This is a genomic window from Petrotoga sp. SL27, from assembly GCF_002924605.1.
GTDB lineage: Bacteria > Thermotogota > Thermotogae > Petrotogales > Petrotogaceae > Petrotoga > Petrotoga sibirica.
Genome location: NZ_JAIP01000001.1, coordinates 70,155 through 91,720, shown reverse-complemented (window position 1 = coordinate 91,720; position 21,566 = coordinate 70,155). Strand labels below are relative to the sequence as shown.

The 21,566-nt window shown below is 31.5% G+C and carries 22 protein-coding genes and 1 CRISPR repeat array (1 of these 23 only partly in view); of the genes, 9 read left to right on the top strand and 13 right to left on the bottom strand.

Translation table 11 applies throughout. The features are described 5' to 3' along the window. Positions 1-2: 2 nt before the first annotated feature. The 13 genes from AD60_RS00450 to AD60_RS00390 form a co-directional block, all read right to left on the bottom strand. Complete coding sequence (locus tag AD60_RS00450; RefSeq protein WP_103875909.1) at positions 3-674, bottom strand: hypothetical protein; 672 nt, start codon at positions 672-674, stop codon at positions 3-5. A 301-nt stretch (positions 675-975) separates the two neighbouring features. Further along, positions 976-1,812, bottom strand: coding sequence for a mechanosensitive ion channel family protein (locus tag AD60_RS00445; protein WP_103875908.1), 837 nt, complete (start codon positions 1,810-1,812; stop codon positions 976-978). A gap of 16 nt (positions 1,813-1,828) precedes the next feature. Continuing rightward, a complete protein-coding gene (locus AD60_RS00440; protein ID WP_103875907.1) occupies positions 1,829-2,527 on the bottom strand; it encodes a 16S rRNA (uracil(1498)-N(3))-methyltransferase in 699 nt (232 codons plus the stop codon). A gap of 6 nt (positions 2,528-2,533) precedes the next feature. Continuing rightward, positions 2,534-3,808, bottom strand: coding sequence for a serine--tRNA ligase (gene serS, locus AD60_RS00435; protein ID WP_103875906.1), 1,275 nt, complete (start codon positions 3,806-3,808; stop codon positions 2,534-2,536). Positions 3,809-3,861: 53 nt separating this feature from the next. Then, a complete protein-coding gene (locus AD60_RS00430) occupies positions 3,862-4,080 on the bottom strand; it encodes a DNA-directed RNA polymerase subunit omega (protein WP_103875905.1) in 219 nt (72 codons plus the stop codon). An 18-nt stretch (positions 4,081-4,098) separates the two neighbouring features. Continuing rightward, positions 4,099-4,713 carry a guanylate kinase gene (gmk, locus tag AD60_RS00425; protein WP_103875904.1) on the bottom strand — a complete coding sequence of 205 codons (615 nt, stop codon included), beginning with the start codon at positions 4,711-4,713 and terminating at the stop codon, positions 4,099-4,101. Between the two features lies 1 nt (position 4,714). Then, positions 4,715-5,002 carry a DUF370 domain-containing protein gene (locus tag AD60_RS00420; protein ID WP_103927197.1) on the bottom strand — a complete coding sequence of 96 codons (288 nt, stop codon included), beginning with the start codon at positions 5,000-5,002 and terminating at the stop codon, positions 4,715-4,717. Positions 5,003-5,115: 113 nt separating this feature from the next. Then, positions 5,116-6,000 carry a YicC/YloC family endoribonuclease gene (locus AD60_RS00415; RefSeq protein ID WP_103875902.1) on the bottom strand — a complete coding sequence of 295 codons (885 nt, stop codon included), beginning with the start codon at positions 5,998-6,000 and terminating at the stop codon, positions 5,116-5,118. 37 nt (positions 6,001-6,037) lie between these two features. After that, entirely contained in the window at positions 6,038-7,171 is a 1,134-nt protein-coding gene (locus tag AD60_RS00410) for a cysteine desulfurase family protein (protein ID WP_103875901.1), read from the bottom strand. 13 nt (positions 7,172-7,184) lie between these two features. Beyond that, positions 7,185-8,540: a cell wall metabolism sensor histidine kinase WalK gene (locus AD60_RS00405; protein ID WP_103875900.1), complete on the bottom strand. Its 1,356-nt coding sequence runs from the start codon at positions 8,538-8,540 to the stop codon at positions 7,185-7,187. Beyond that, positions 8,503-9,177 (bottom strand): response regulator transcription factor, encoded by a 675-nt coding sequence (locus AD60_RS00400; RefSeq protein WP_103875899.1) that lies wholly within the window; start codon positions 9,175-9,177, stop codon positions 8,503-8,505. The genes AD60_RS00405 and AD60_RS00400 overlap by 38 nt, the downstream gene beginning before the upstream one ends. A 170-nt stretch (positions 9,178-9,347) precedes the next feature. Beyond that, entirely contained in the window at positions 9,348-10,694 is a 1,347-nt protein-coding gene (locus AD60_RS00395; protein ID WP_103875898.1) for a hypothetical protein, read from the bottom strand. A gap of 20 nt (positions 10,695-10,714) precedes the next feature. Beyond that, positions 10,715-12,226 (bottom strand): hypothetical protein, encoded by a 1,512-nt coding sequence (locus AD60_RS00390; RefSeq protein WP_103927196.1) that lies wholly within the window; start codon positions 12,224-12,226, stop codon positions 10,715-10,717. Between the two features lie 113 nt (positions 12,227-12,339). On the opposite strand from AD60_RS00390, the gene AD60_RS00385 reads away from it, so the two are divergent. From AD60_RS00385 to AD60_RS00345, 9 genes are all read left to right on the top strand, one after another. Beyond that, positions 12,340-12,930 carry a DUF2179 domain-containing protein gene (locus tag AD60_RS00385; RefSeq protein ID WP_103875896.1) on the top strand — a complete coding sequence of 197 codons (591 nt, stop codon included), beginning with the start codon at positions 12,340-12,342 and terminating at the stop codon, positions 12,928-12,930. Positions 12,931-13,044: 114 nt separating this feature from the next. Next, positions 13,045-13,515, top strand: a complete 471-nt coding sequence (locus AD60_RS00380) for a YbhB/YbcL family Raf kinase inhibitor-like protein (RefSeq protein ID WP_103875895.1) — start codon at positions 13,045-13,047, stop codon at positions 13,513-13,515. Between the two features lie 74 nt (positions 13,516-13,589). Continuing rightward, positions 13,590-14,081 (top strand): adenosine-specific kinase, encoded by a 492-nt coding sequence (locus tag AD60_RS00375; protein WP_103875894.1) that lies wholly within the window; start codon positions 13,590-13,592, stop codon positions 14,079-14,081. A 39-nt stretch (positions 14,082-14,120) separates the two neighbouring features. Beyond that, a complete protein-coding gene (locus AD60_RS00370) occupies positions 14,121-14,645 on the top strand; it encodes a class I SAM-dependent methyltransferase (protein ID WP_103875893.1) in 525 nt (174 codons plus the stop codon). A gap of 11 nt (positions 14,646-14,656) precedes the next feature. Then, the gene (locus AD60_RS00365; RefSeq protein WP_103875892.1) at positions 14,657-15,556 is read left to right on the top strand and encodes a cation diffusion facilitator family transporter; all 900 of its coding nucleotides are present in this window, start codon (positions 14,657-14,659) and stop codon (positions 15,554-15,556) included. A 29-nt stretch (positions 15,557-15,585) separates the two neighbouring features. Further along, positions 15,586-16,173: a hypothetical protein gene (locus AD60_RS00360; protein WP_103875891.1), complete on the top strand. Its 588-nt coding sequence runs from the start codon at positions 15,586-15,588 to the stop codon at positions 16,171-16,173. A 91-nt stretch (positions 16,174-16,264) separates the two neighbouring features. Next, positions 16,265-16,771 (top strand): ferritin family protein, encoded by a 507-nt coding sequence (locus AD60_RS00355; RefSeq protein WP_103875890.1) that lies wholly within the window; start codon positions 16,265-16,267, stop codon positions 16,769-16,771. A gap of 87 nt (positions 16,772-16,858) precedes the next feature. Then, positions 16,859-17,983 (top strand): exonuclease SbcCD subunit D, encoded by a 1,125-nt coding sequence (locus AD60_RS00350; RefSeq protein WP_103875889.1) that lies wholly within the window; start codon positions 16,859-16,861, stop codon positions 17,981-17,983. After that, a complete protein-coding gene (locus AD60_RS00345; RefSeq protein ID WP_103875888.1) occupies positions 17,980-21,114 on the top strand; it encodes an AAA family ATPase in 3,135 nt (1,044 codons plus the stop codon). The genes AD60_RS00350 and AD60_RS00345 overlap by 4 nt, the downstream gene beginning before the upstream one ends. Before the next feature lie 19 nt (positions 21,115-21,133). Further along, a CRISPR array of direct repeats spans positions 21,134-21,566; the repeat unit is 29 nt; unit sequence ATTTAAATTCCTCTTTGGTTGATTAAAAC; it runs 1,829 nt beyond the window's last position.

Here is a 21,566-nt window from a genome sequence, read left to right as displayed (position 1 = left end):
AATTATTCGCTCCTTTTTTCTCCCATTTTGGCTATTACTTCAGCAGCTTTTTGTGGGTTAACAAGCGCAAGAGCTTGCAGTATTTCTGCGGCTGATTTTGATTCAAGCGTTGCGAGTGCATCAACTAGTAATTCCACACTTACTTCTTCTCTACTTAAAGCATTGGCAATTTGTTGAGGGGTTGATCTAGCTAGCCAATTGGCTAGGGTGTTAATTCTGGTATTGTAATCGTTGTATTGGGCAATTTTTTGTTGATAGTCTTGATTCAGCTTTTCTAATTCTTCTCGCTGAACCATTAGACTTGCACTTTCTTGTGAAACTTGGTCTAAAAGTTTTTGTAATTCATTTTGTTCTGCAATTAATTTTTCTCTTTTGTCTTGTATAGCTTTGAGTTTGGTATCTAACAATTCCTTTTGTAAATAGAAAGGATCTGAAATCTCTAGATATTCATAATTAGATAAATTTCTTAATCCTGGTATAAAATCGATTAAATAAGCCAAATAACTTCTCCAACCATTTTGAAGATTCAAATTGAAGTACGAAAGTCTATTATATTCAAAGTAGATGTAACCAACTCCAAGCAGAAAAATAGCCACAATTAAGGAAATTAGTATAATCCTTAAGAATCTTTTTCCCGATCCTTTTTTTGGTTTTTCCTTTTGTTTATTTTCCATGGAAAAGTTCCTCCTTACACTCATATTTTTCTATATGAAGGTTAGATGTTCCTAAGTACAAACATCATTTGCTTCGCAAATGAGAATTTGGAAGTATTTCAAGGCATTATGAAAACACTTTTGCACAGAACAGCAAAAGACGTTTTGCAAAAGGCGGCAAACAATATTTTAGCGTCCCTTCGCCCCGCAACCCGCCCATTTAAGGAATGTTGGATAATGGTTTCGCCCCGCGTCCTACCCTGCATATGGTTGCAAAATTAAGAAAGGCGGTTTTCACCGCCTCTTTAAAAATTTGTACAATTTAAATTTTTTCTTTGTTTTTTGTTATTTCATTTGGGACATCTTTTATGTGAAGGTCTAATTGATTGAAAGGTATCTCGACTTTATTTTCTTCAAATTTTTGTTTAATCGACTTTGCTACATCCATCGACGAAGCAAGGAAATTTTCACGCTTTGCCCAGAACCTTACAATAAAGTTTATAGAAGAATCGGCGTATCCATCGAAAAGAATCATTGGTTGATGGTCATCATCTATATGCACTAATTTGGCTGATCGTACCGCTTCATCTATTACGTTTATTACCTTGTTCAGATCAGACGAATAAGATACCCCGACTTTTACCTCGTTTCTTCTTATGTTGGATGGCCAATAATGTATGATCTTGCTTGACCATACTTCTTTACTGGGAAGATTAATTCTTCTTCCATCCCACGTTCTTATGATGACATGATTAACGTTTATCTCTTCTACTGAGCCAGATATTCCGTTTATTTCCACAGCTTCACCATCTACTACTAGATGGTTCAACATTATTAAAAATCCACAGATTAAGTTACCAAGAGGTTCTTGTACTGCAAAGGCTACTATTATACCGCCAATACCTAACCCAGCTAAAAAAGCGCTTAGGTTGGTAAAAATTACGGAAATAATGATAAAACCACCTAAGGTATACATAGCTATATTTAATATTGTCATTAAAGATTTCTTGTATTGAAGAGTAACTTTTCCGCTTCTTTCTGCTGTGTTTATTATGATTCTATGTAAAAGTTTTGCTAAATACCTAGCTATAACAATGATTAAAATACTGATACCGATTCTTATCAAGTAGTTTATCGTTGTTTGTAACCATTCTGGCATTTTAACTACCCCCCCTTTAAATAAATAATCTATTGTATTCGTAGTTAATGATACTCATTGCATATATAACCGAGGTTTCAAAGCGGAAAATGCTTTTACCTAAATTAACAGTTTTGAATGAGTTTGTAGAAAAAAAGTCTTTTTCTCTTTTTGAAAATCCATACTCTGGGCCAACAACTAAGTTTATTTTTTGTCTACCTTTTAATTCTTTTAAGACTTTTTTTAAAGTATTATTTTTTCCATCTAAATCCAGTACTATAGTGTCTTTCTTAGGAATCTCCTCGAATTTTATAAAATTAATTTGAGGGATGTGGGCAAAAATAGTTTGTTTAGAAGTTTCTATTATAGTCCTTTGAAACTTGTGCAAATTTTTATAATTTATCTCTGATTTTTCTCCGCGGTAAAGATAAAAGCTATTTGCCCTTAATTCAACCATTTTTTCTAACAACAAATGCATTCTATCCCATTTACTCATGCCTAAATATACCGATACATATGGTTTATAATCTTCTCGTTGTTTTTCTTTGTCTATAATTTCAAGGATCGTTTCTTTTCTTCCAATTTTTACTATTGTTGCAGTGTATATTAACCCATCTCCCGTTATTACTTTTATTATTTCTCCCTCGACCTTTCTAGTTATTTTTATGTGCGCGGTTTCTTCTTCGTTTAAAATAATTTCTTTATTTGCTTTTTTTCCGTAAAACGTATTTGGCATTTATAATCAACCTATGAGCTCTTTTCCCATGTAAGGTACGAGTTTTTCAGGAATTTTTATCTTGCCATTAGCTATTTGATAGTTTTCCATTATCGCTACTAAAGTTCTTCCAACTGCTAATCCAGAACCGTTTAGTGTGTGAACGAAATGTAGTTTGTTCTCTTTGTCTCTGTACCTAATGTTTCCCCTTCTTCCTTGAAAATCTTTTGTATTCGAACATGATGATATTTCTTTATAATCATTGTAACTGGGTAACCACACCTCCAAGTCATAAGTTTTGGAAGCTGCAAAGCCTAAGTCCCCAGTGCATAGAGCAACCACTCTATATGGTAAATTCAATAGTTGTAGCACCTTTTCTGCGTGACTTGTTAATTCTTCCAAAGCTTGGGGGGATTCTTCTTGGTTGGTATACCAAAATAATTCTACTTTATCAAATTGATGTTGCCTGATCATCCCTCTTACGTCTTTTCCATAACTACCGGCTTCTCTTCTATAACAGGGTGTATAAGCTACATATTTTAAAGGGAGTGAATTTAATTCTAAGGTTTCGTTTCTATGTAAACCTGCAAGAGAAACTTCCGCAGTAGAAATTAGATACATTTGATCCAAAGAAGTTTTATATAGGTCATCTTCGAATTTTGGTAGTTGACCGGACGAGGTTATAGTTTCTTTTGTAACTAGATGTGGAGGTAGTATAAAGGTGTAACCGTGCTCTTTTGTATGTAAGTCGATCATAAAGTTGATTAAGGCTAACTCTAAACGGGCTATGTCTCCTTTTAAGATGGTGAATCGAGATCCGCTTAGTTTAGCTGCTCTATCGAAATCTAATAGGTCTAATTCAGTGCCTAAATCCCAATGAGCTTTTGGTTCAAAGTCAAATTCTCGTGGTTTCCCCCATTTTCTTAATTCAAGATTTTCGTTTTCATCCTTTCCAATGGGTACACTGCTGTCAGGGATATTAGGCACACATAACAATTTATAATATAAATTGTCTTCAATTTTTTTTAAATCTGATTCTAAATTTTTAATTTGTTCTGAGATTTCCTTTCCCTTTGTAATTATTTCATCGGCTTCATCATCTTTCTTTTGGGCTTTCAATTTAGCAACTAATTTTGAGTTTTGATTTCTTTGGGACCTTAGAGTTTCGATTTCTTTCAACAATTTTCTTCTCTCTTCATCGAGAGAGATGATTTCATCTATTATAGATGTTTCGTTGTTTCTTCTTATTAAAGCTTCTTTTATTTCTTGCGGATTTTCTCTGATATACTTTAAATCTAACATTTTACCCTCCCAAAATGAATGTTTTAAAAAGTATTATGAAAGTTAGAATTAGACTATTTACTTAAACTATCCAATAAAGTTGGATTTTTAACTTGTATCTTACCCTCTTCTAATTCTTTTAAGGCAATACTTACGTAGTCTTTTTTTTCAGTAACCCCTTTCAATTCATCTAAGTTTTTTAGGGTTTCGGCCCTTTTTGCTGCGATAATAGGAATAACATATTTGTAATTTATTCTTTTTGATATTTTATCGTAATTTATTCCTAAATTCATTTGATTTCACCTCTTATTTTAAAAATTCATATTTTTTTTAAAAAAAAACGGAGTACTTTCATTGAATCTTTCTCTTTTAAGTTGTTCTGCCACAAGGATTGATATCAATTGATTTGTCGATTCTTCGATTTCTTGATTTACAATTACATAATCGAAATATTTTATATGAGAAATCTCCCATTCTGCGTCTTTCAGTCTTTTTTCCAAAGAATTTTTTGATTCGGTACCCCTTTTTTTTAGCCTTTTTTCTAGGTCCTCGTGAGAGGGGGGTAAAATAAAAATGTATATAGCGTTTTCATAAATTTTTTTTATGTTTAGAGCTCCTTGAACATCGACATCTAAAACAAGGCCCCGGCTTTCTTTTAACGTTTCCTCAAGGGATTTTTTTGATGTGGCATAATAATTTCCATGAACCTCAGCCCACTCTAGAAATTCTCCGCCTTCTTTCATTTTAAAAAAGGTGTTTTTATCGATAAAAAAATAGTCTTTTCCGTCAATTTCTCCAGCTCTTTTTTCTCTTGTGGTATAGGAAACGGAGAAAGAAAAACCAATAACTTTGTCCAACGAATTTTTTATCAATGTAGATTTTCCTGCACCTGATGGGCCGCTAACAATATAAAGCAATCCATCCATGTTATAATACTTCCTTGCGTATTTTGTCTAAAACTTTTTCAATGTCATAATAGTTCTGCAAAAATCTATTGGTAATTGTTTCTGGTTGAATTGCACTGGCTATAATATGACCAGAGTCGGTTATTATAAAAGCTCTAGTTTTTCTTCCGTGGTTTACTTCTAGTAACTTCCCTTGCTGCTCTGCGATTTCTTTTAATCTTTTTAAGGGTTGAGAAGTAGGGGAAACAATGGCTATAACCCTATCACCAACAACAATATTTCCGAAACCTATGTTGATCAATCCATACATAAAGAGCACCTCCACCAACTAAAATATTTACCTTAGATCGTCATTCACTCAAACACCTTTAAAATACAATTTATAAATAGTTTCCTAACATGTTGTTAAATGCTTACAATAGTTCAATGAATATTTTGAGCCTGCTCCCGAATTTTATTAACTAAGGTTCTCCCTTCCAAGGAAAGGTTAGTTATATCTAAAATTTTTGATTTGGAGGCGATCGTGTTGAATTCCCTATGCATTTCTTGACAAATAAAATCTAGTTCTTGTCCTATACTGTCGTTATTATTTTCATTTTCTAAGAAGTTTTTGAATCTTCTAATGTGGCTTTTTAACCTGTCTATTTCTTCGCTAATGTCGGCTCTTTCTGCTAATAAGACTATTTCCATTTCCAATCTATTTTCATCGATATTATCTATATTACTAATCAAAGAATTAATGTTGTGTTTTAACTGTTCTCTGTATTTTTCTTTGATTTGGTGAGCATCTTCTTCTATTTTAATAACAATATCTTCAAGTTCATTCAAATAACTATTAAGAAAATCTTTTAGATCTTTACCTTCTTCTTTTTGATATCTCAAGACTGTTTCGATTACTTCTTCTAAAACTTCTTTCATACCTTTCCAAATATCATCGATAGTTTTTTCATCTATGGAAATTTTAACTATATCTTTGAATTTTAACAAATCTTCTAAATTAACATCATCAGCTAAATGCAATTCGTTTATCAAGTTATTGAGGGCATTGTAATAAGCCTTAGCTAATCCTAGGTCTACATCTATTATGTTGTCTGTTTTCAATAATTTTATATCTATAGAGATTCTCAAGGTTCCTCTTTTGAAGTATTTTTTTACAAGATTTTGAATATTTAATTCTAATGGAGAAAATAAAGGTGAGATTGAAGCGTTGATGTTTAGATTTTTGGAGTTGAGAGATTTTATTTCTACATTATAGCTGTAATCACCAATATTTTTTGTTATTCTCCCGTAACCGGTCATACTTCTCATATTTTCGCCCCCTTTATGTTTATTATACATTAAAAAATCAATAATTCAAAAATTTCAAGACATTTTTTAACTTAATCAAGAATAATTCTGCCTCATCGTCTTTATTCAAGTGAGATAAGCTAATACGTATCATACCACTTGCCTCGTCATTCTTGTATCCCATACTTTCCATAACTCTACTAAAAGATTTAATTTTACTTGAGCATGCAGAAGTGGTTGATACATAAATTTCTTCTTCTGAGAGGGCGTTTACAATAATATCTCCTCGTATATTAGGAAAGAAAAAAGCTAATGTATTGGGAACCGAGTTTTCTAAGGGAGTGACTATCTTTGCTCCTATTTTTAGTAATTCTTCGGCTAGATGATCCCTAATATTTTTTATATTCGAATTCATTATGTCAAGATTTTCAATAGATTTTTTCAAAGCCATAGCCGTACCAACGATTCCTGGAACATTTTGTGTTCCTGCTCTCATCCCATTTTCTTGGGGACCTCCTGTTATGAAGGGAAATATTCTTGTTCCTCTACGTTTGTAAAGAATGCCTACACCTTTTGGACCATGAAATTTATGTGCAGAAAAAGAAGCCAAATCACATTTGTATTTGTACAAATCAAAGGGTATCTTACCAATAGCTTGTACAGCATCAATGTGAAAGTATGTTTCTTCATTTTTTTCTTTTATTATTTTGTAGGCATCATCAACAGGTTGCAAGGTACCTACTTCGTTATTTGCAGCCATTAAGCTGACTAGTATGGTGTCCTGTCTTATATTTTTTGACAATTCATTTAGATCTATTACTCCTTTATCATTCACATTTATATAGGATACTTCAAAGTCTTCCCTTTCTAGTTGTTTGAGTGTGTTAATAACAGCAGAATGCTCCACGGTAGAAGTTATAATGTGTTTGCCTCTATTTTTGTTGGCTTTAGCAACTCCTCTTATAACCCAATTTATTGATTCAGTAGCACAAGAGGTGAAAAAGATCTCCGTAGGTAAAGCTTTAAACGCTTCGGAAATTTGCTCTCGAGCTTCTTCTAAATCGTTTTCAATATCTACTCCAAATTGATGAATAGAGTTGGGATTTGCATAGTATTCTGTCATATATTTCAAAATCAAATCAGCAACGTCTCTATCAACTTGGGTAGTTGCGTTGTTGTCGAAATAAACCACGTTAGCTTCCTCCTCACAGTTGATTCAAAAAGATCAAGGTAAAAGTACTACCTTTACCTAATTCTGAATAAGCTTTTAATTCAATATCTAACGCATCAGCTAGTTTTTTTGCTATTGATAATCCTAATCCATGGCCTTTATCGCTTCGAGAAGAGTCTACTTTGTAGAACCTTTCGAAGATGTTTTTTAATTTAGTTTGTTCAATACCGATACCATGGTCTTGTATACTTATACTCTTTTGATCTGGGTCTAATTTTATTGTTATTTCTTTTTGATTTGATGAGTATTTTATTGCGTTTTCAATGAAAATTTTGAGTATTAAAGAGAGATATTCTTTAGAGCTGTTCACTGAGAAACTTTTTCCTTGCATATCTATTTTGAATTCGTTCAGTTCTAATTTAAAAAGATTCAAAGTTTCTTTTACTACGTTTTTAATATCAATATTTTCTTTTTTGATTTGGTAATCGTTTTTAGTCAGAAGCAAGAGCTGTTCAACTAGATCCCTTAAATATTCGCTGGATGCTTCTATACTGTTCAGTGATTCTTCCATAATTTTGGGATCGTTTTTTCCCCATCTTTTCAGCATTTTAATGTAACCATTTATAGAAGTTAAAGGTGTTCTCAGCTCATGAGAAACATCGGAAACGAATTGATTTTGTATTTCAAAAGCATTTTCAATTCTATCCAACATAGAATTTAATTTTTGTGCGAAGATATCAAATTCTTGTGATTTTTGTTCTGATATCCTCTTATCTATGGTCTGGGCATCTATTTCAGATATTTGTTTTGCCATTTTCACCACTGGTTTGAGAGTGTTTTTAGCTAAAAAATACGATACTAATAATGATATAAAAAAACCAGTCGTTATTATTACAAAGACTGCTTTTTCAAAGTTTCTCAAAAGAGCTGTTAGCTCAAGAGATGGTCCGCCGACTATTAAAAGAGATGAACCAAATATAGGAACACCTGCAAAGATGTAGTACATTCCATCAGATTCATAAAGATACGGTAACCTAGGAATTTTAAAATTTTCCTTTATCAAACCATAAGGGTCTGAAATCAACTGTCCGTCTAGAATAACGATCCTGTTTGATAATAAACTTCTTCTCAATACACTTGAATCTTGCATAATTTGGTAAAGCAAATCTAGAGGTTTCTGAGGATTGTTAGCATTTCCCCTATTCAGTCCACTTACATTCAATTGTGCAATATATATGTCGTTGTAACTTTGAAGTGTGAATTGTACAAAAACGATCCTCACTATGCCAACAATTGTCAATACTATACTCATAGTAATGGCTGTAAAAACTATTGTTTGCCTAAAAATTGCACTATGTTTTACTTTCTTTCTCCCTAATAACGTAACCAACACCTCGCACAGTTTCTATATTTTGTGTGGAATCTTTCAATTTTTTTCTTAAATAATTGATGTATACTTCAACTAAGTTGTTGTTCTCTTCATCGTAGTATCCCCAAATCTTTTCTAAGATTTTTTCTTTTGAGACAACTATATTTTTATTGATAGCCAGTAACTTTAGTATGTTAAATTCCGTGAGGCTCAAATGAACATTTTTTTTGTTTACAAGAACTTCCATGTATTGAGGATAAATCTCTATGTCTCCGACTTTTATCAGTTCTTTAGTTTTTCCCATTCTTTTTAACAAAGCCTCTATTCTTGCCAATATTTCTTCTATTTCAAAAGGTTTAACCACATAATCATCTGCGTTTTTTAAACCTTTAACTTTGTTTTCTAGCTCTCCTCTGGCTGTGATCATTATTATTCCAATATCACTGTCATGGTCTCTAATTGCCTCAGCAACTTTAAATCCATCTCTTATAGGCAACATTATATCCAATAATATTATATCAGGCTTAAAATTTTCATAGAATTTTAAGGCTTCGTCTCCGTCTTTTGCTATTTCTACGTTGTAGCCGGCGTGAGATAATTCCAACTCTAAAAGCCTTGAGATGGATCTATCGTCTTCTACTACTAGAATTCTAAACATTTGTAATCCTCTCCAAAGTTGAAATTTATTTCAGCGCCCTTTCACCCTCTAACGTTAAGGGGTAAACCCCTTAAGATCCGCAAGTTCACAATCAAAATTTATTATAAAAAGGCCTTTTGCACAAGGCTGCAAAAACGTACTTTGCATACTGCAGCAAACGCTCACCACGGTTAAAATTCAATTGATAAATTTATAGTGTGTGAGTATTGATGGTATAAGTAAGAAAGCAAAATCGCGCTTTTTTGAAAAGGGAAAGCATACTGCACGCCGAAATTAAAATATATATTTGCTTGATCTTTCTTACTTATTGAGAGGCCAATTCCAGGGTATAAAGACAATTCGATTGTTTGTTTATCTCCAAAGGTATAAGTTTTTGCAGCAACTAAATCGTAGGTTAGTTGATTTAAATCTACTAAAATACTTCTGAGATTTTCTATCTGACTGTTTATCTGAAGAATACCGTATAGACCAAAATTATTGAAATCTTCGTAATCGTCTAATAAAAAAGATATATTTATCTGATCTTCTTCATTTTTCAGTACTGCTCCAATTCTTACTCTATCTTTCAACGCTGTTTTATATCCAAATTTAAAGTTGTTATTAAAATCAAAAGAGATATCAAAGTAAGATTTGTTGAATTGCCAAGAAATACTAGACATAATCTCGTTAGAATCGAATTGATAACTTACTCCAAATGACGTTTTTAGCTGTGAGAAAATGTTTGTTTTTTCTTCGACTGTTAGATTTTCTAAGTTAAATGTAGAAGTAACTAAAACAATGTACTCCCTATCTTTTTCTACCAAATAATAATTGTTAATGTTATCTTTAAAGTTAACACCTGTTTCATTCACATCAAAGCTTTCATAAAATTCAACTTTTTCTAGATCCGTAAGCAGTGAAAAGTTTGATTCTAGAAATCCAATAGCATCTTGATTTTCAATCGGAGAGCTTTTCTGGTTTTTTTCTAAGCCGAGTAAATAATCATAAACATTTTTTGAAATTTTATGTGAAGATGAATAAGTGATTTCCTTGTTTTCTCCTGCGTTATCTTCCAAAAAATTAAATAAATTTAATATTTCAAATGACAATTCGTCTTTACCAAACAAGATTATACTATTCGAGTTGGGAACTCTTCTAACTCTCTGGTTTAAAAGCTTCAAAATATTTGATATTTTTGTTATTTCTAAAATTTTGAAGTCAATCTCAGTAGCGTTTTGTACAGATCCCTGAATTATTAAATCGAAATCCCCTACTAAATACAAATTATGTCCTACTTTTTTGTATTCATAATCGGTAGAATGTAACACAATATCTAAAGCACTTTCCAAATCTAATGTATTTATTTCTTTGGTAATTTTCTCTGAAATATTGGCTTTTGTTAGAATAATACTTCCACTAACTTCCTCAAGTTTTTGTAGTACTTCTTGAAGAGGTGTTTCGTTAAAACTTAAGTGAATGTTTGAAAAGTAAAAAGAGGATGAAAAAACGACGAAAATTAATATTAGAGCTTTTTTCAACTTTTACCACCTTTCTTATTTTACCTTTCTATCTTTAATGAATAATTATCGACTTTAATTATTTCACTGGGATTAGTACCTTTACTAGTAACAACCTCTATTAAAATTTTATCTACTCCTAATTCGGTAACTAATTTCTCTGTAAATTCATCCGTTTGTTCAGCTAAGAGAGATTGTTGGGATTTTACTATAATTTTGTTTCCTACTTGGCTATTTGTTGTGGAATTCCATTTTTTCATGTAGATATCGTAATGAACAGATGAGTTTCCCGTATTTTTTATTTCAAAACCGATTGTTATATTGTTATAGAAATCGTTTAAAAGATTATTCTCTTTTATGTATATGTTTGATTCAGAGTTATATATATTATCTCCAAAATCTAATGTAATTGGAATATTAATTTTACTTTGCACCACTTGAGTTTCATCGTTGTTTTCTCCTATTAGGCTTAAGTTGGCGTAGTATTCGCCACTTAATTCTACCAAATTTGATCTTCGGTAATCTGCTATTAGTTTTGTTTCTACTTTTTGGTATTTAGGTATTGAAAATTCGTTAGGTGTAATAGATAAATACTTATCGTTTGTTTTTCTATTAAAAAAGTTTTGCTCCTCATCTTCCTCTTCAAAATCCAAAAAAACGTTTATATCTAAAAAATCATTATTAACTACATCCAAAGAAAATTCTAAGGGAGTCGTGATATACTCCCTAGGAGTCATTAGTTTAGGTATTTTTATATAAATTTGATCTGGATATGTATTTATATTTAGCATGTTTTTTTCTTTGTACAAATCCTCTGTTATCTTGAACTCTTTCTCATAAACATATTTTTCCTGAAAATAATTTTTATATCCATAATATATCTCTGCTCTAATCTTGTATTCTTCGGGAGCTAAATATTTTTCAATAAAAATATCGCCTTCTTTACTAGTATGAGGTAAAAGATTTATAGATTGGTCCTGAAAAAGGGATTTTTGAAAAATCAATTGGTTATTACTTAATTTATACAAAGAAAAAGTTCCCCAAACGTCAATTTCCCATTTGCTATTGTTAGCTAATTGTATAGGGAAAAAAGTACCTAGGTTCTTTTGATTTGAAATAAAGGGGAAATCACAATGCATATCTAAAGAAATTTGCATATTCGAAGTATTCAAATCCACAATTTTAATAATAATTGGGAAGCTAATTTTAGATACCTTCGAATCAACAGGTAAATTATCCTCAACCGTTATAGAAAAAGTAAGAATATGAGTACCTTCTGAAGATTTTGAACCTTTAACAAAAAAATCGGCTTTTTTTGCTTCATAGGGTAGTAAGCTAATTTCATTTGGATAAGATATTTCAAAGAGTGAATTCTCAAAAAACGAACTAATGTATATAATAATTTTCCTGCCGGAGTCATTAGTGAAATAAAATGATACAATCTCTTCTCTACTGTTTACCAGTTCAACAGACTTAAAGAATGAATCAACGTTCAAAGAAAACATCAAATTAAATATATTCAAAGAAATAATTAGTAAAATTATTTTTCTCAAAAGAATATCTCCTTTCCAAAATTTTATTTATTTTTCTATATTATATCATCTTAATATGATAAGATATTTTATATTATTAAAAAATAACCTATTTTAGAAGGAGTGAAGTTATAGTGCAAGTTTCTTCTTTTATGGATTCTACCTTTTTTTCTCTGGTAATTTTTCCCATTATAATTTTCGCCATGAGGCTTTGTGATGTAAGTTTGATGACTATAAGGATCATCTTCGTCTCAAAAGGGATCAAGTTTTGGGCATCCGTATTAGGATTTTTTGAAATAATGGTATGGCTTGTAGCTATTTCGCAAGTTATGAATAATTTAGATAAACCTCTTTATGCAATCGCTTATGCCTTGGGATTTGCTACTGGAAACTATCTAGGTGCTTTTTTGGAAGAGAAAATAGCTATTGGAGTAAATTTAGTTCGTGTCATAACCAATAAAGAAGCTCAGCCTTTAGTTGATTATTTGAATAAAGGTGGTTTTGGAGTGACAAGTTTAGACGCGGAGGGATCTAAAGGTCCTGTGAAAATTATATACAGTGTGGTTAGAAGAAAAGATTTAAAAAAAATTATTGATATAGTTAATGAATTCAATCCAAATGCATTTTATTCAATTGAAGAAGTTAGGGCTATCAACAAAGGAATTTTTCCTCCACAAAACGTTAATTTCAAATTTAGAAACAAACTAACTCGAAAAGGCAAATAACTGATAGAGTAGTAGTTTGGTTGAAGACATCAGAAGTAAAGTATTTTTATGGTATAATTGCATTGTATATTTGTTAGTTGTTTTTAAATTATTAGCATAAGGAGGGATATTGATATGGCTTTAAAAATTTCCTCACCAGTTTTTAAAAATAACGATTATATTCCAAGTACCTATACTTGCGAGGGTAGGGATGTTAGCCCCACATTGCTAATCGAAGGAATCCCAGAAAAAGCGAAATCTTTGGCGTTGATAATGGATGACCCAGATGCTCCGATGGGAACATTCGTGCATTGGGTGGCATGGAACATTGAGGTGGTTGAAGAGATTCCTGAAAGAATCCCAAAAGAATACTCTGTAACCCATCCGCTTTCATTAAATCAAGGAAAAAACAGTGCTCATCAAACTGGATACATGGGGCCTTGTCCTCCTGTTGGGCATGGAGTTCACCATTACCATTTCAAACTTTACGCATTAGATACAACGTTGGATTTACCTCAAAATACCAAAAAAGAAGATCTATTGAAAGCTATGGAAGGTCATATAATAGAAAAGGCAGAAATTGTAGGATTGTATAAAAGAGATTAAGTTTTTTGAGGGTTGTGATATAAATTTTAGAATTTCTAAAAACACTATTTCAAAAAATAATCAGGAGGGGAAAGATGGATTTAAAACTCGATGTCGTACAGTTAGATATTCCCGAAGATACGAATATAATAGTGGGGCAATCGCATTTCATAAAAACTGTTGAAGATATCTATGAAGGTATAGTTACAACAAATCCTTCTTTAAAATTTGGTTTAGCGTTCAACGAAGCCTCTGGTCCTCGTCTTATAAGATACGATGGGAACGACGATGAATTAATTAAAGTAGCTATCGATAATGCTCAAAAGATAGGAGCAGGTCATTGCTTTGTATTAATGATAAAAAACGGTTTTCCAATAAATATTAAAAATCAACTGTTGAATGTTCAAGAAGTGCTTAATATTTTTGCTGCAACTGCAAATCCTCTCCAAATAATTGTAGCTGAAAGTGATCAGGGAAGGGGCATATTAGGAGTAATAGACGGGAATCCCCCAGTAGGTGTTGAAAAAGAAGTTGACAAAGAAAAAAGAAAAACGTTCTTGCGAGAAGTAACAAAGTACAAAAGATGATAAGCTCACTATATAGTTTATTAAGATGAAGGAGAAAGCATGTGGGTATTTTTTATAATTCTAGCAGTTTTACTATTCTATTTACTCTTTTTCTGGATAATTCCTTTTTCATTAAAAGGCGCAATATTCGATCCAAGTAGAAAAAAAGATGTTGAAAAGATGTTGGAACTGGCCGAAATAAAAGGAGAAGAGATCTCAGCAGATTTGGGTTCCGGAGATGGGCGTGTTGTCATAGCTTTTGCTAGAAAAGGTATTCAAGCTCATGGTTTTGAGATAAATCCTTTGTTAGTAATTATTTCAAAGATAAATATCAGAAGAGCTGGCTTAAAAAGAAAAGCGTTCATTCATTGGAAAAACTTTTGGAAAGCAGATTTATCTAAATTTGATATCATAACAGTTTTTCAAGTGGATTTTGCGATGAATGAACTAGAAAATAAGTTAAAAAAAGAACTCAAACCTGAAGCAAAAGTAATTTCAAATCAATGGGCCTTTCCAAACTGGAAATATTCAAAATATGAAAACGGTATATATGTTTATGAATCAACCGAATTTCCAACAAAATAGAGGATGGTTTTATGGATCTAAATTATCAAGAAGAAAAGGCTCTGGATTTTAAGCTTCTGGTGTCGGTTATACTGAATTTTGGTATAACCATAGCCGAAATATTGGGTGGAATCTTTTCGAACAGTTTAGCTTTGTTATCAGATGCTATACATAATTTGAACGATACTTCTGCTATTTTTATAAGTTATATCGCAAGAATTTTATCAAAAAAGCAACGAGACCCAAAAAGAACATATGGTTATAAAAGGGTAGAGACACTTGCCGCTTTTGTAAATACAGAGATTTTGATATTTATTGCTGTTTATTTACTTATTGAAGGTATTAATAAATTATCAAATCCTACAATCATACAGGGGGAAGTTATGTTAACCGTGGCTTTTATTGGTTTAGCAGGAAATTTAATAACCGCTTTTTTATTACATTCTGGTTCAAAAACGAATCTAAATATCAAAGCCACTTTTATCCATATTCTTAGCGATACTATTTCGTCTATATTGGTAATCATAGGAGCATTTTTGATCATTTATCAAAAATTTTACATTGTTGATCCTATATTCACTTTTATGATAAGCGGGTATATTTTTGTAGAAAGTATACCATTGCTTAAGAATACTATAAATATACTACTACAAGGAACTCCGACGGATATTGAAATTGAAAAACTGAAAGCAAAGTTAGAACAGTTTGATTTCGTAAAAGATGTTCATCATATTCACATTTGGACAACCGATGGAAAAGACAAATATATGGAAGCCCATATAAGGCTCCAAGAAAAGTTTGACCAAAATAATTATGAGTTGGATGATTGTATAGATGAATTAAACGAACTTTTAAAAGAAGAATTTGAAATCAATCATACAACTTTGCAATTTGAAAAAAATAGATGTTTAGAAGAAGAAAAAATTATATAAGTGTCTACAAAATTGGAGGGGGAATACGAGTGAGAATAAATCTAGGTGATGTTTTTACAGAACCATTTAAAATAGTTGGTAAAAATCCTATCATACTTATACCTGTCTTTATTGGAATTATCTTATCTTTACTTTTTGATGTGGTGGGGTTTATAGGCCCCATAGCTAATTTAGTATCTTCTATTATTATTGGGATTATTACAGTTTTTTTCTTTGCTTGGACCACCATCTTATTTGACCAATATAAAAAAGGTGAAGAAATAGATCTTAAAAAAAGCTATTCTCAAATTAGTCAAGTTCTCTTAGAGATAATCGTGCTTTCTATTGTGATAGGTTTTCTGATATCTCTTGGAACCTTAGCTTTTGTTATTCCAGGATTAATACTAGCTCTTTTCCTAATTTTTTCACCGTGTGCGTTAGTGGTTGACAACCTTTCAGTTACCGATTCTATGAAAAGGAGTTTTTCTTTCGTTTTTAAAGGAGAAAACTTTTTACAAATATTTCTAGTTTTACTTGTTATTTTTCTTTTGGGAATAATCCCTGTTGTCGGACTTTATTTATCAATTATTTTAGAATTTATTCTTATACCTTACATTTATGTAGAGTATTCAAAATAGTTGGCACCTGAATTGCGAGGTGAAGGGGCGCAAAAACACGTGTTAGAGTTTCTAAAGATAGTATAAAAATAAATATTTGGAGGTGTTTTCTTTGAATCAAAAAAAGGCTCTTGGTATATTAGAATATGCTTTATCAAAAGAAACAGAAGGAATGCAATTTTACGAATCAAAAGCAAAAACTGTGAAGATTCAACAGGTTAAGGAAACCTTTGAAGATTTAAGTAAGATGGAGAAAGGTCACGTAGATTATATAAGTAATCTTATAAAAGATGTAAAAAGTCACGATTATGTACATTTCTCACAACCCACTGACGTGGGGCAATCTTTTTCCAAAAGAGCTGCCCAAGAAATTGTTTACGGGGGCGATTTTACTGCCTTAAAATCCGATATACCGGTATTAAGAATGGCTTATCTTATCGAAGAAGATTTTATGAACTTCTATAACAAGGCTGCTGAAAGTGTTGAAGACGATGAGTTAAAAAAAATACTGAATCATCTAGCCGAATGGGAAAAAGACCATAGAGATAGGATTTATACACTCTATCAAAAAATATCCAAAGATTATTGGGAACACATGGATGTTGAACCATTGTATTGAAAGATTTAAACAGGAGGGATGCAACTTGCATCCCTTTTTTAGATTTAATGCTAGAAGATCTAATTATTTAGGTATTCGGAGGTCACCATGAAATTTATTCATACTGCAGATTGGCATCTTGGAAAGATAATATATTCCAATTATATGACCCAGGATCAAAAATATGTTTTAGACAATTTTTTGGCATATTTATCAGAAACTCCACCAGATGTACTATTGATATCAGGAGATTTATACGATAGAGGTATCCCTCCTTCAGAAGCAATTAATCTATTGAACGAAGTACTCTCCAAAGTTGTACTAGAATTAAAAATTCCCACACTTATAATCTCAGGAAATCACGATAGCGATGAAAGGCTTGAGTTCTTAAACGGCATACTCTCTAATATGAACCTTCATATCGAAGGTACTTTAAAAAAAGAAGTTAAAAAAGTCACCTTTAAAGACGAGTTTGGCCTCGTTAATTTTTTTATGCTTCCATATGTTGATCCTCAAAAAGCCAGTGATATATTTAAGATAAATTTTGAAAATAAAACCCAGCTTTTGAAGCATTACATAGATAGTATTAATGTGAATGAAGATGAAAGAAACGTATTGATAGCTCATGAATACATAATGGGTGGATTGAATAGCGAATCCGAAAGGCCTTTATCAATTGGAGGAAGCGAATATATTGATCCTTCGGTTTTTGATAAATTTGATTACGTTGCCCTTGGACATCTTCACAGACCTCAAAAGATCAAAAATATATATTATTCAGGTTCTCTTTTAAAGTACTCATTCAGTGAAGTAGACCATAAAAAAGGGATGAATCTAGTAGAAATGAAAGAAAAGGGCAGTATACTAGTTGAAAAATTGAGCTTTAATACTGCCAAAGATATGAAGGTGATAAGAGGATATTTTGATGACATAATGAAAACGGAGAGTTCAGATGATTATCTTCAAATAATATTAGAAAATTCTAAACCTGTATATGATGCTATAAACAAACTGAGAGCGAAATTTCCGAATGTTCTGTCCCTGGATTTTCCTAATTTAAAAACAAATGATGAAATAAAGACAAAAGATTATAACATAAAGAAAATATCACCAGTGGATCTTTTCGAGTCGTTTTACAAAGAGGTCAAGAACCAAGAACTTTCTTTTGAGGAAAAACAGATAGTAACAAGTATTTTCAATGAACTCCTAAAGACAAGTGGTGAAGAAAGATGAGACCCATAAAATTAAAATTCCAAGCGTTTGGTCCTTTTTTAGAAGAGCAGGAAATAGACTTTATCAAATTAAGAAACGATACTTTATTCTTAATTACCGGTCCAACAGGTGCGGGTAAAACTACTATTTTCGATGCTATCTGTTATGCATTATACGGAAATGGGTCGATGGGGGAAAGAGGAGATGCGATAGCGAGGTCTCATTTTGCAGATGAAAACACCGACACATACGTAGAATTTGAGTTTCAATTCAAAGATAAAAGGATAGAAATCTCAAGGACGCCTTCTTACGAAAGATCCAAAAAAGACGGTGAAGGGACCACAAAACAAAATAGTCAAGCTAGTATAAAAATATATCAAAATGGTGAATTGATATTACATGAATCAGGGGTGAAAAAAGTAAATAGTAAGGTAGAAGAATATTTGGGCCTTAACTATGAACAATTCAAACAGATAATAATGATTCCGCAAGGGGAATTCAGAAAGTTTATAACAGCAAATTCAAATGAAAGAGCAGAGATTTTTAGGAAGATATTTGACATAAGTATATATGAAAGTTTTGAACAAAAAATAGACGAGATTTTTAAAAATATAGAAAAAGGATTAAAAGACCAACGACAAAAAGTCAGAAACATACTAGAATCAATAAATCTTGAATCAGAAGGATACAAACAATTATTGCAGTTAGAAAGCATCGACCCTGAAAATTTAATTGACCAATTAAAAAAAGAAATTAGGCGTAAGGAAATTTCAAAAGAAGAAACCAAAAAACAAAAATCTCAAAAACAAGATGAACTTCAAAAACTAAACACAGAGCTTGAGAAGATAAAAAAAGCTAACGAACTAATCGAAAAGAAAGAAACCCTTAAAAAAGAGATCGAGGAACTTCAACAAAATTCCAAGTATATTCAAGGAAAAGAAGAACTCCTTAATAGCTTAAAGAAAGCAAAAGAGATGCTTCCATACGAAGAAAGATACTTAGAATACCAGCAAGAATTAAACGATAAAAAGAACCAACTCAAAAATCAACAAAGTATATTAGATAAAAGTATGGAAGAAAAGCAACGAATCAACGAAAAATTACCAGAAATTGAAAAGCAATACCAAAATATATCCGCTGTTGAAAAAGAAATTGAAGATCTCAACCAAAAATTAGATAAATACGTTAAGTACAAAAACTTAATAAAAGAATATAACACAAAAAAGAAACTTTTGGATGTAAAGGTTAATGAAAGTCATGAAAAGGATAAGAAACTTTCAAAAGTTCAAGAAAAATTGGAACAAAATGAAAATTATATATCAGAAAACGAAGATATAAACGTTGAAATACTTAAAAACGAAATTAGTACAAATGAAAAATTATTATCTGCAGCCGGCGAATTATTGAAAAAATACACAGAATTGGTAGGTTTGCACAGAAAATATCAGAAAGTAAAAAAAGAAAAAGAAGAAATAGAGATAGAAATCCAAGATTTAAGAGAAGAACAAAACGAAAAGACGGCCGATTTTATAAAATCACAGGCATACCATCTCGCATCCAATCTAAAAGAAGGAGAACCATGTCCCGTTTGTGGATCTACCGTTCACCCTTCTCCTGCCAAAAGTACTGGAAAATTAATAACAGAAAAAGAACTAGAGGAAATCAACCAAAATATGAATAAAAAAGAGAAAGAAAAAACAAAGATACTAAAAAATTACGAAGACATCTCAACCAAATATTCACAAGAGGTATCTTTATTTAAATTGGAATATAAAAGAATCTGTGAAGGATTACAAATTCCCCAAGAAAGTGAGCATATATACACTCATATACAAAATTTAATAAAAATGCTCGAAGATAAATTAGACCAGCAAAAACAAGAATACGACCAAAAAATAAAAATATACGAAAAAGTCAAATCACTGAAAAACCTTAATAAAAAAATAAAAGAAGAAATTAAAGAGTTAGAAGAGCAAAGGGAAACGTTGAGAAAAATTATAGATGAATCGAAATCAGAAATTATAGAACTAACAACTAAAATTACAAATCTCAAAGAACAATTAGAGAACAAAACTGAAAATGGAATAACAAGCGAAATACAAGAAAAGAGGAAATTTATTCAAGATATCAAAACCACTTACGAACAAAAAAGAGAAGAATCTAACAGAATCTCAGAAATAATAAACTCTTCAAAAGGAACAATAAAAACATTAACCGAAGATATAACTAAATTAGACGACCAAGTAAAAAATGCTGAGCAAAAGTTTGATCAAATGCTAGGAAGAATGGGACTAGCGAACCAACTAGAATATCAAGCACTAAAAAAACAAATTAATTTAATAGAAAGTTTGGAAGAGAAAGTTCAAAGATATAAAGAAGAATTAAAGGATAAGCAGACTCTTCTTATTGATTTAGAAGAATCCACTAAAAACCTAAAAAAAACTGATGAAACACCTATAGTAAATGAAATAGATCAATTACAAAAAGAAATTGAAGAGTTAATTAAAAAGGAAACAAATTTAGAATATGAAATAAAATATCTGAAAAGCACAAAAGCTAATTTAGAAACAGTAATAAAAGAAATAGAAAGACAAGAAAAAGAATATTCAATTATAAAGAACTTAAGAGATGTCAGCAAAGGGGATAACAACACAAGAATCAGCCTTAGTAAATATGTACTAGCCTATTATTTTGAAGAAATATTATCTCAAGCGAATCTAAGATTAAACAAATTAACAGATGGAAGATATCAATTGCATAGATCTTCTAAGGTACTTGATGCAAGGAAAAGTGAAGGTTTAGAAATCATGGTTTTTGATATATACACTGGAAAAGAAAGAGAAATAAAGACACTTTCAGGAGGGGAAAGTTTTAAAGCAGCACTAGCTCTTGCTTTAGGGTTAGCCGATGTAGTGCAAAGCGAAGCTGGTGGAATATCTTTAGATACGATTTTCATAGATGAAGGATTCGGCAGCCTAGATACAAACTCTCTTGATAGTGCGATTGAAGTATTAACAGAGTTAAATAGCTCTGGAAGGATGGTGGGCATAATATCTCATGTAAATGAATTAAAAGAAAGAATTAATTCAAAAATCGAGGTAATACCAGGAAAAAATGGCAGCTATATACAGACAAGGTTCTCCTTCTTTTAAATTAGCTGCCAGCTTTTCAATTTAAATTCCTCTTTGGTTTATTAAAACCATTGGGGAGAAGAGAGAAAAAAAAGGAGGAAAAAAATTTAAATTCCTCTTTGGTTGATTAAAACCTGCACTCATTTTGGCGAGCGTGTATATGCTTCGTGATTTAAATTCCTCTTTGGTTGATTAAAACCAAGATCGCAAACCTTGATGCGGCCAAGATTACAAATTTAAATTCCTCTTTGGTTGATTAAAACCTCCTTGAGAACCGCGCATAGACTATATTTGGATAAATTTAAATTCCTCTTTGGTTGATTAAAACCATACTCCGCTCCCGGTACCTATACTCTGAGTGTCAAATTTAAATTCCTCTTTGGTTGATTAAAACCAGAGACACGAGCTTGAATGAGAGTGATTGGTCTTATTTAAATTCCTCTTTGGTTGATTAAAACGATGAAAAGTACCAA

Bases quoted from the DNA above. Each gene is read 5' to 3' on its own strand.
- AD60_RS00415 (WP_103875902.1), bottom strand. From the start codon at position 6,000: ATGAGAAGTATGACCGGTTACGGGAGAATAACAAAAAATATTGGTGAT.
- AD60_RS00440 (WP_103875907.1), bottom strand. From the start codon at position 2,527: ATGCCAAATACGTTTTACGGAAAAAAAGCAAATAAAGAAATTATTTTA.
- AD60_RS00350 (WP_103875889.1), top strand. From the start codon at position 16,859: ATGAAATTTATTCATACTGCAGATTGGCATCTTGGAAAGATAATATAT.
- AD60_RS00370 (WP_103875893.1), top strand. From the start codon at position 14,121: ATGTGGGTATTTTTTATAATTCTAGCAGTTTTACTATTCTATTTACTC.
- serS (WP_103875906.1), bottom strand. From the start codon at position 3,808: ATGTTAGATTTAAAGTATATCAGAGAAAATCCGCAAGAAATAAAAGAA.
- AD60_RS00375 (WP_103875894.1), top strand. From the start codon at position 13,590: ATGGATTTAAAACTCGATGTCGTACAGTTAGATATTCCCGAAGATACG.
- AD60_RS00420 (WP_103927197.1), bottom strand. From the start codon at position 5,002: ATGTATGGATTGATCAACATAGGTTTCGGAAATATTGTTGTTGGTGAT.
- AD60_RS00345 (WP_103875888.1), top strand. From the start codon at position 17,980: ATGAGACCCATAAAATTAAAATTCCAAGCGTTTGGTCCTTTTTTAGAA.
- AD60_RS00450 (WP_103875909.1), bottom strand. From the start codon at position 674: ATGGAAAATAAACAAAAGGAAAAACCAAAAAAAGGATCGGGAAAAAGA.
- gmk (WP_103875904.1), bottom strand. From the start codon at position 4,713: ATGGATGGATTGCTTTATATTGTTAGCGGCCCATCAGGTGCAGGAAAA.
- AD60_RS00445 (WP_103875908.1), bottom strand. From the start codon at position 1,812: ATGCCAGAATGGTTACAAACAACGATAAACTACTTGATAAGAATCGGT.
- AD60_RS00380 (WP_103875895.1), top strand. From the start codon at position 13,045: ATGGCTTTAAAAATTTCCTCACCAGTTTTTAAAAATAACGATTATATT.
- AD60_RS00400 (WP_103875899.1), bottom strand. From the start codon at position 9,177: ATGTTTAGAATTCTAGTAGTAGAAGACGATAGATCCATCTCAAGGCTT.
- AD60_RS00430 (WP_103875905.1), bottom strand. From the start codon at position 4,080: ATGAATTTAGGAATAAATTACGATAAAATATCAAAAAGAATAAATTAC.
- AD60_RS00365 (WP_103875892.1), top strand. From the start codon at position 14,657: ATGGATCTAAATTATCAAGAAGAAAAGGCTCTGGATTTTAAGCTTCTG.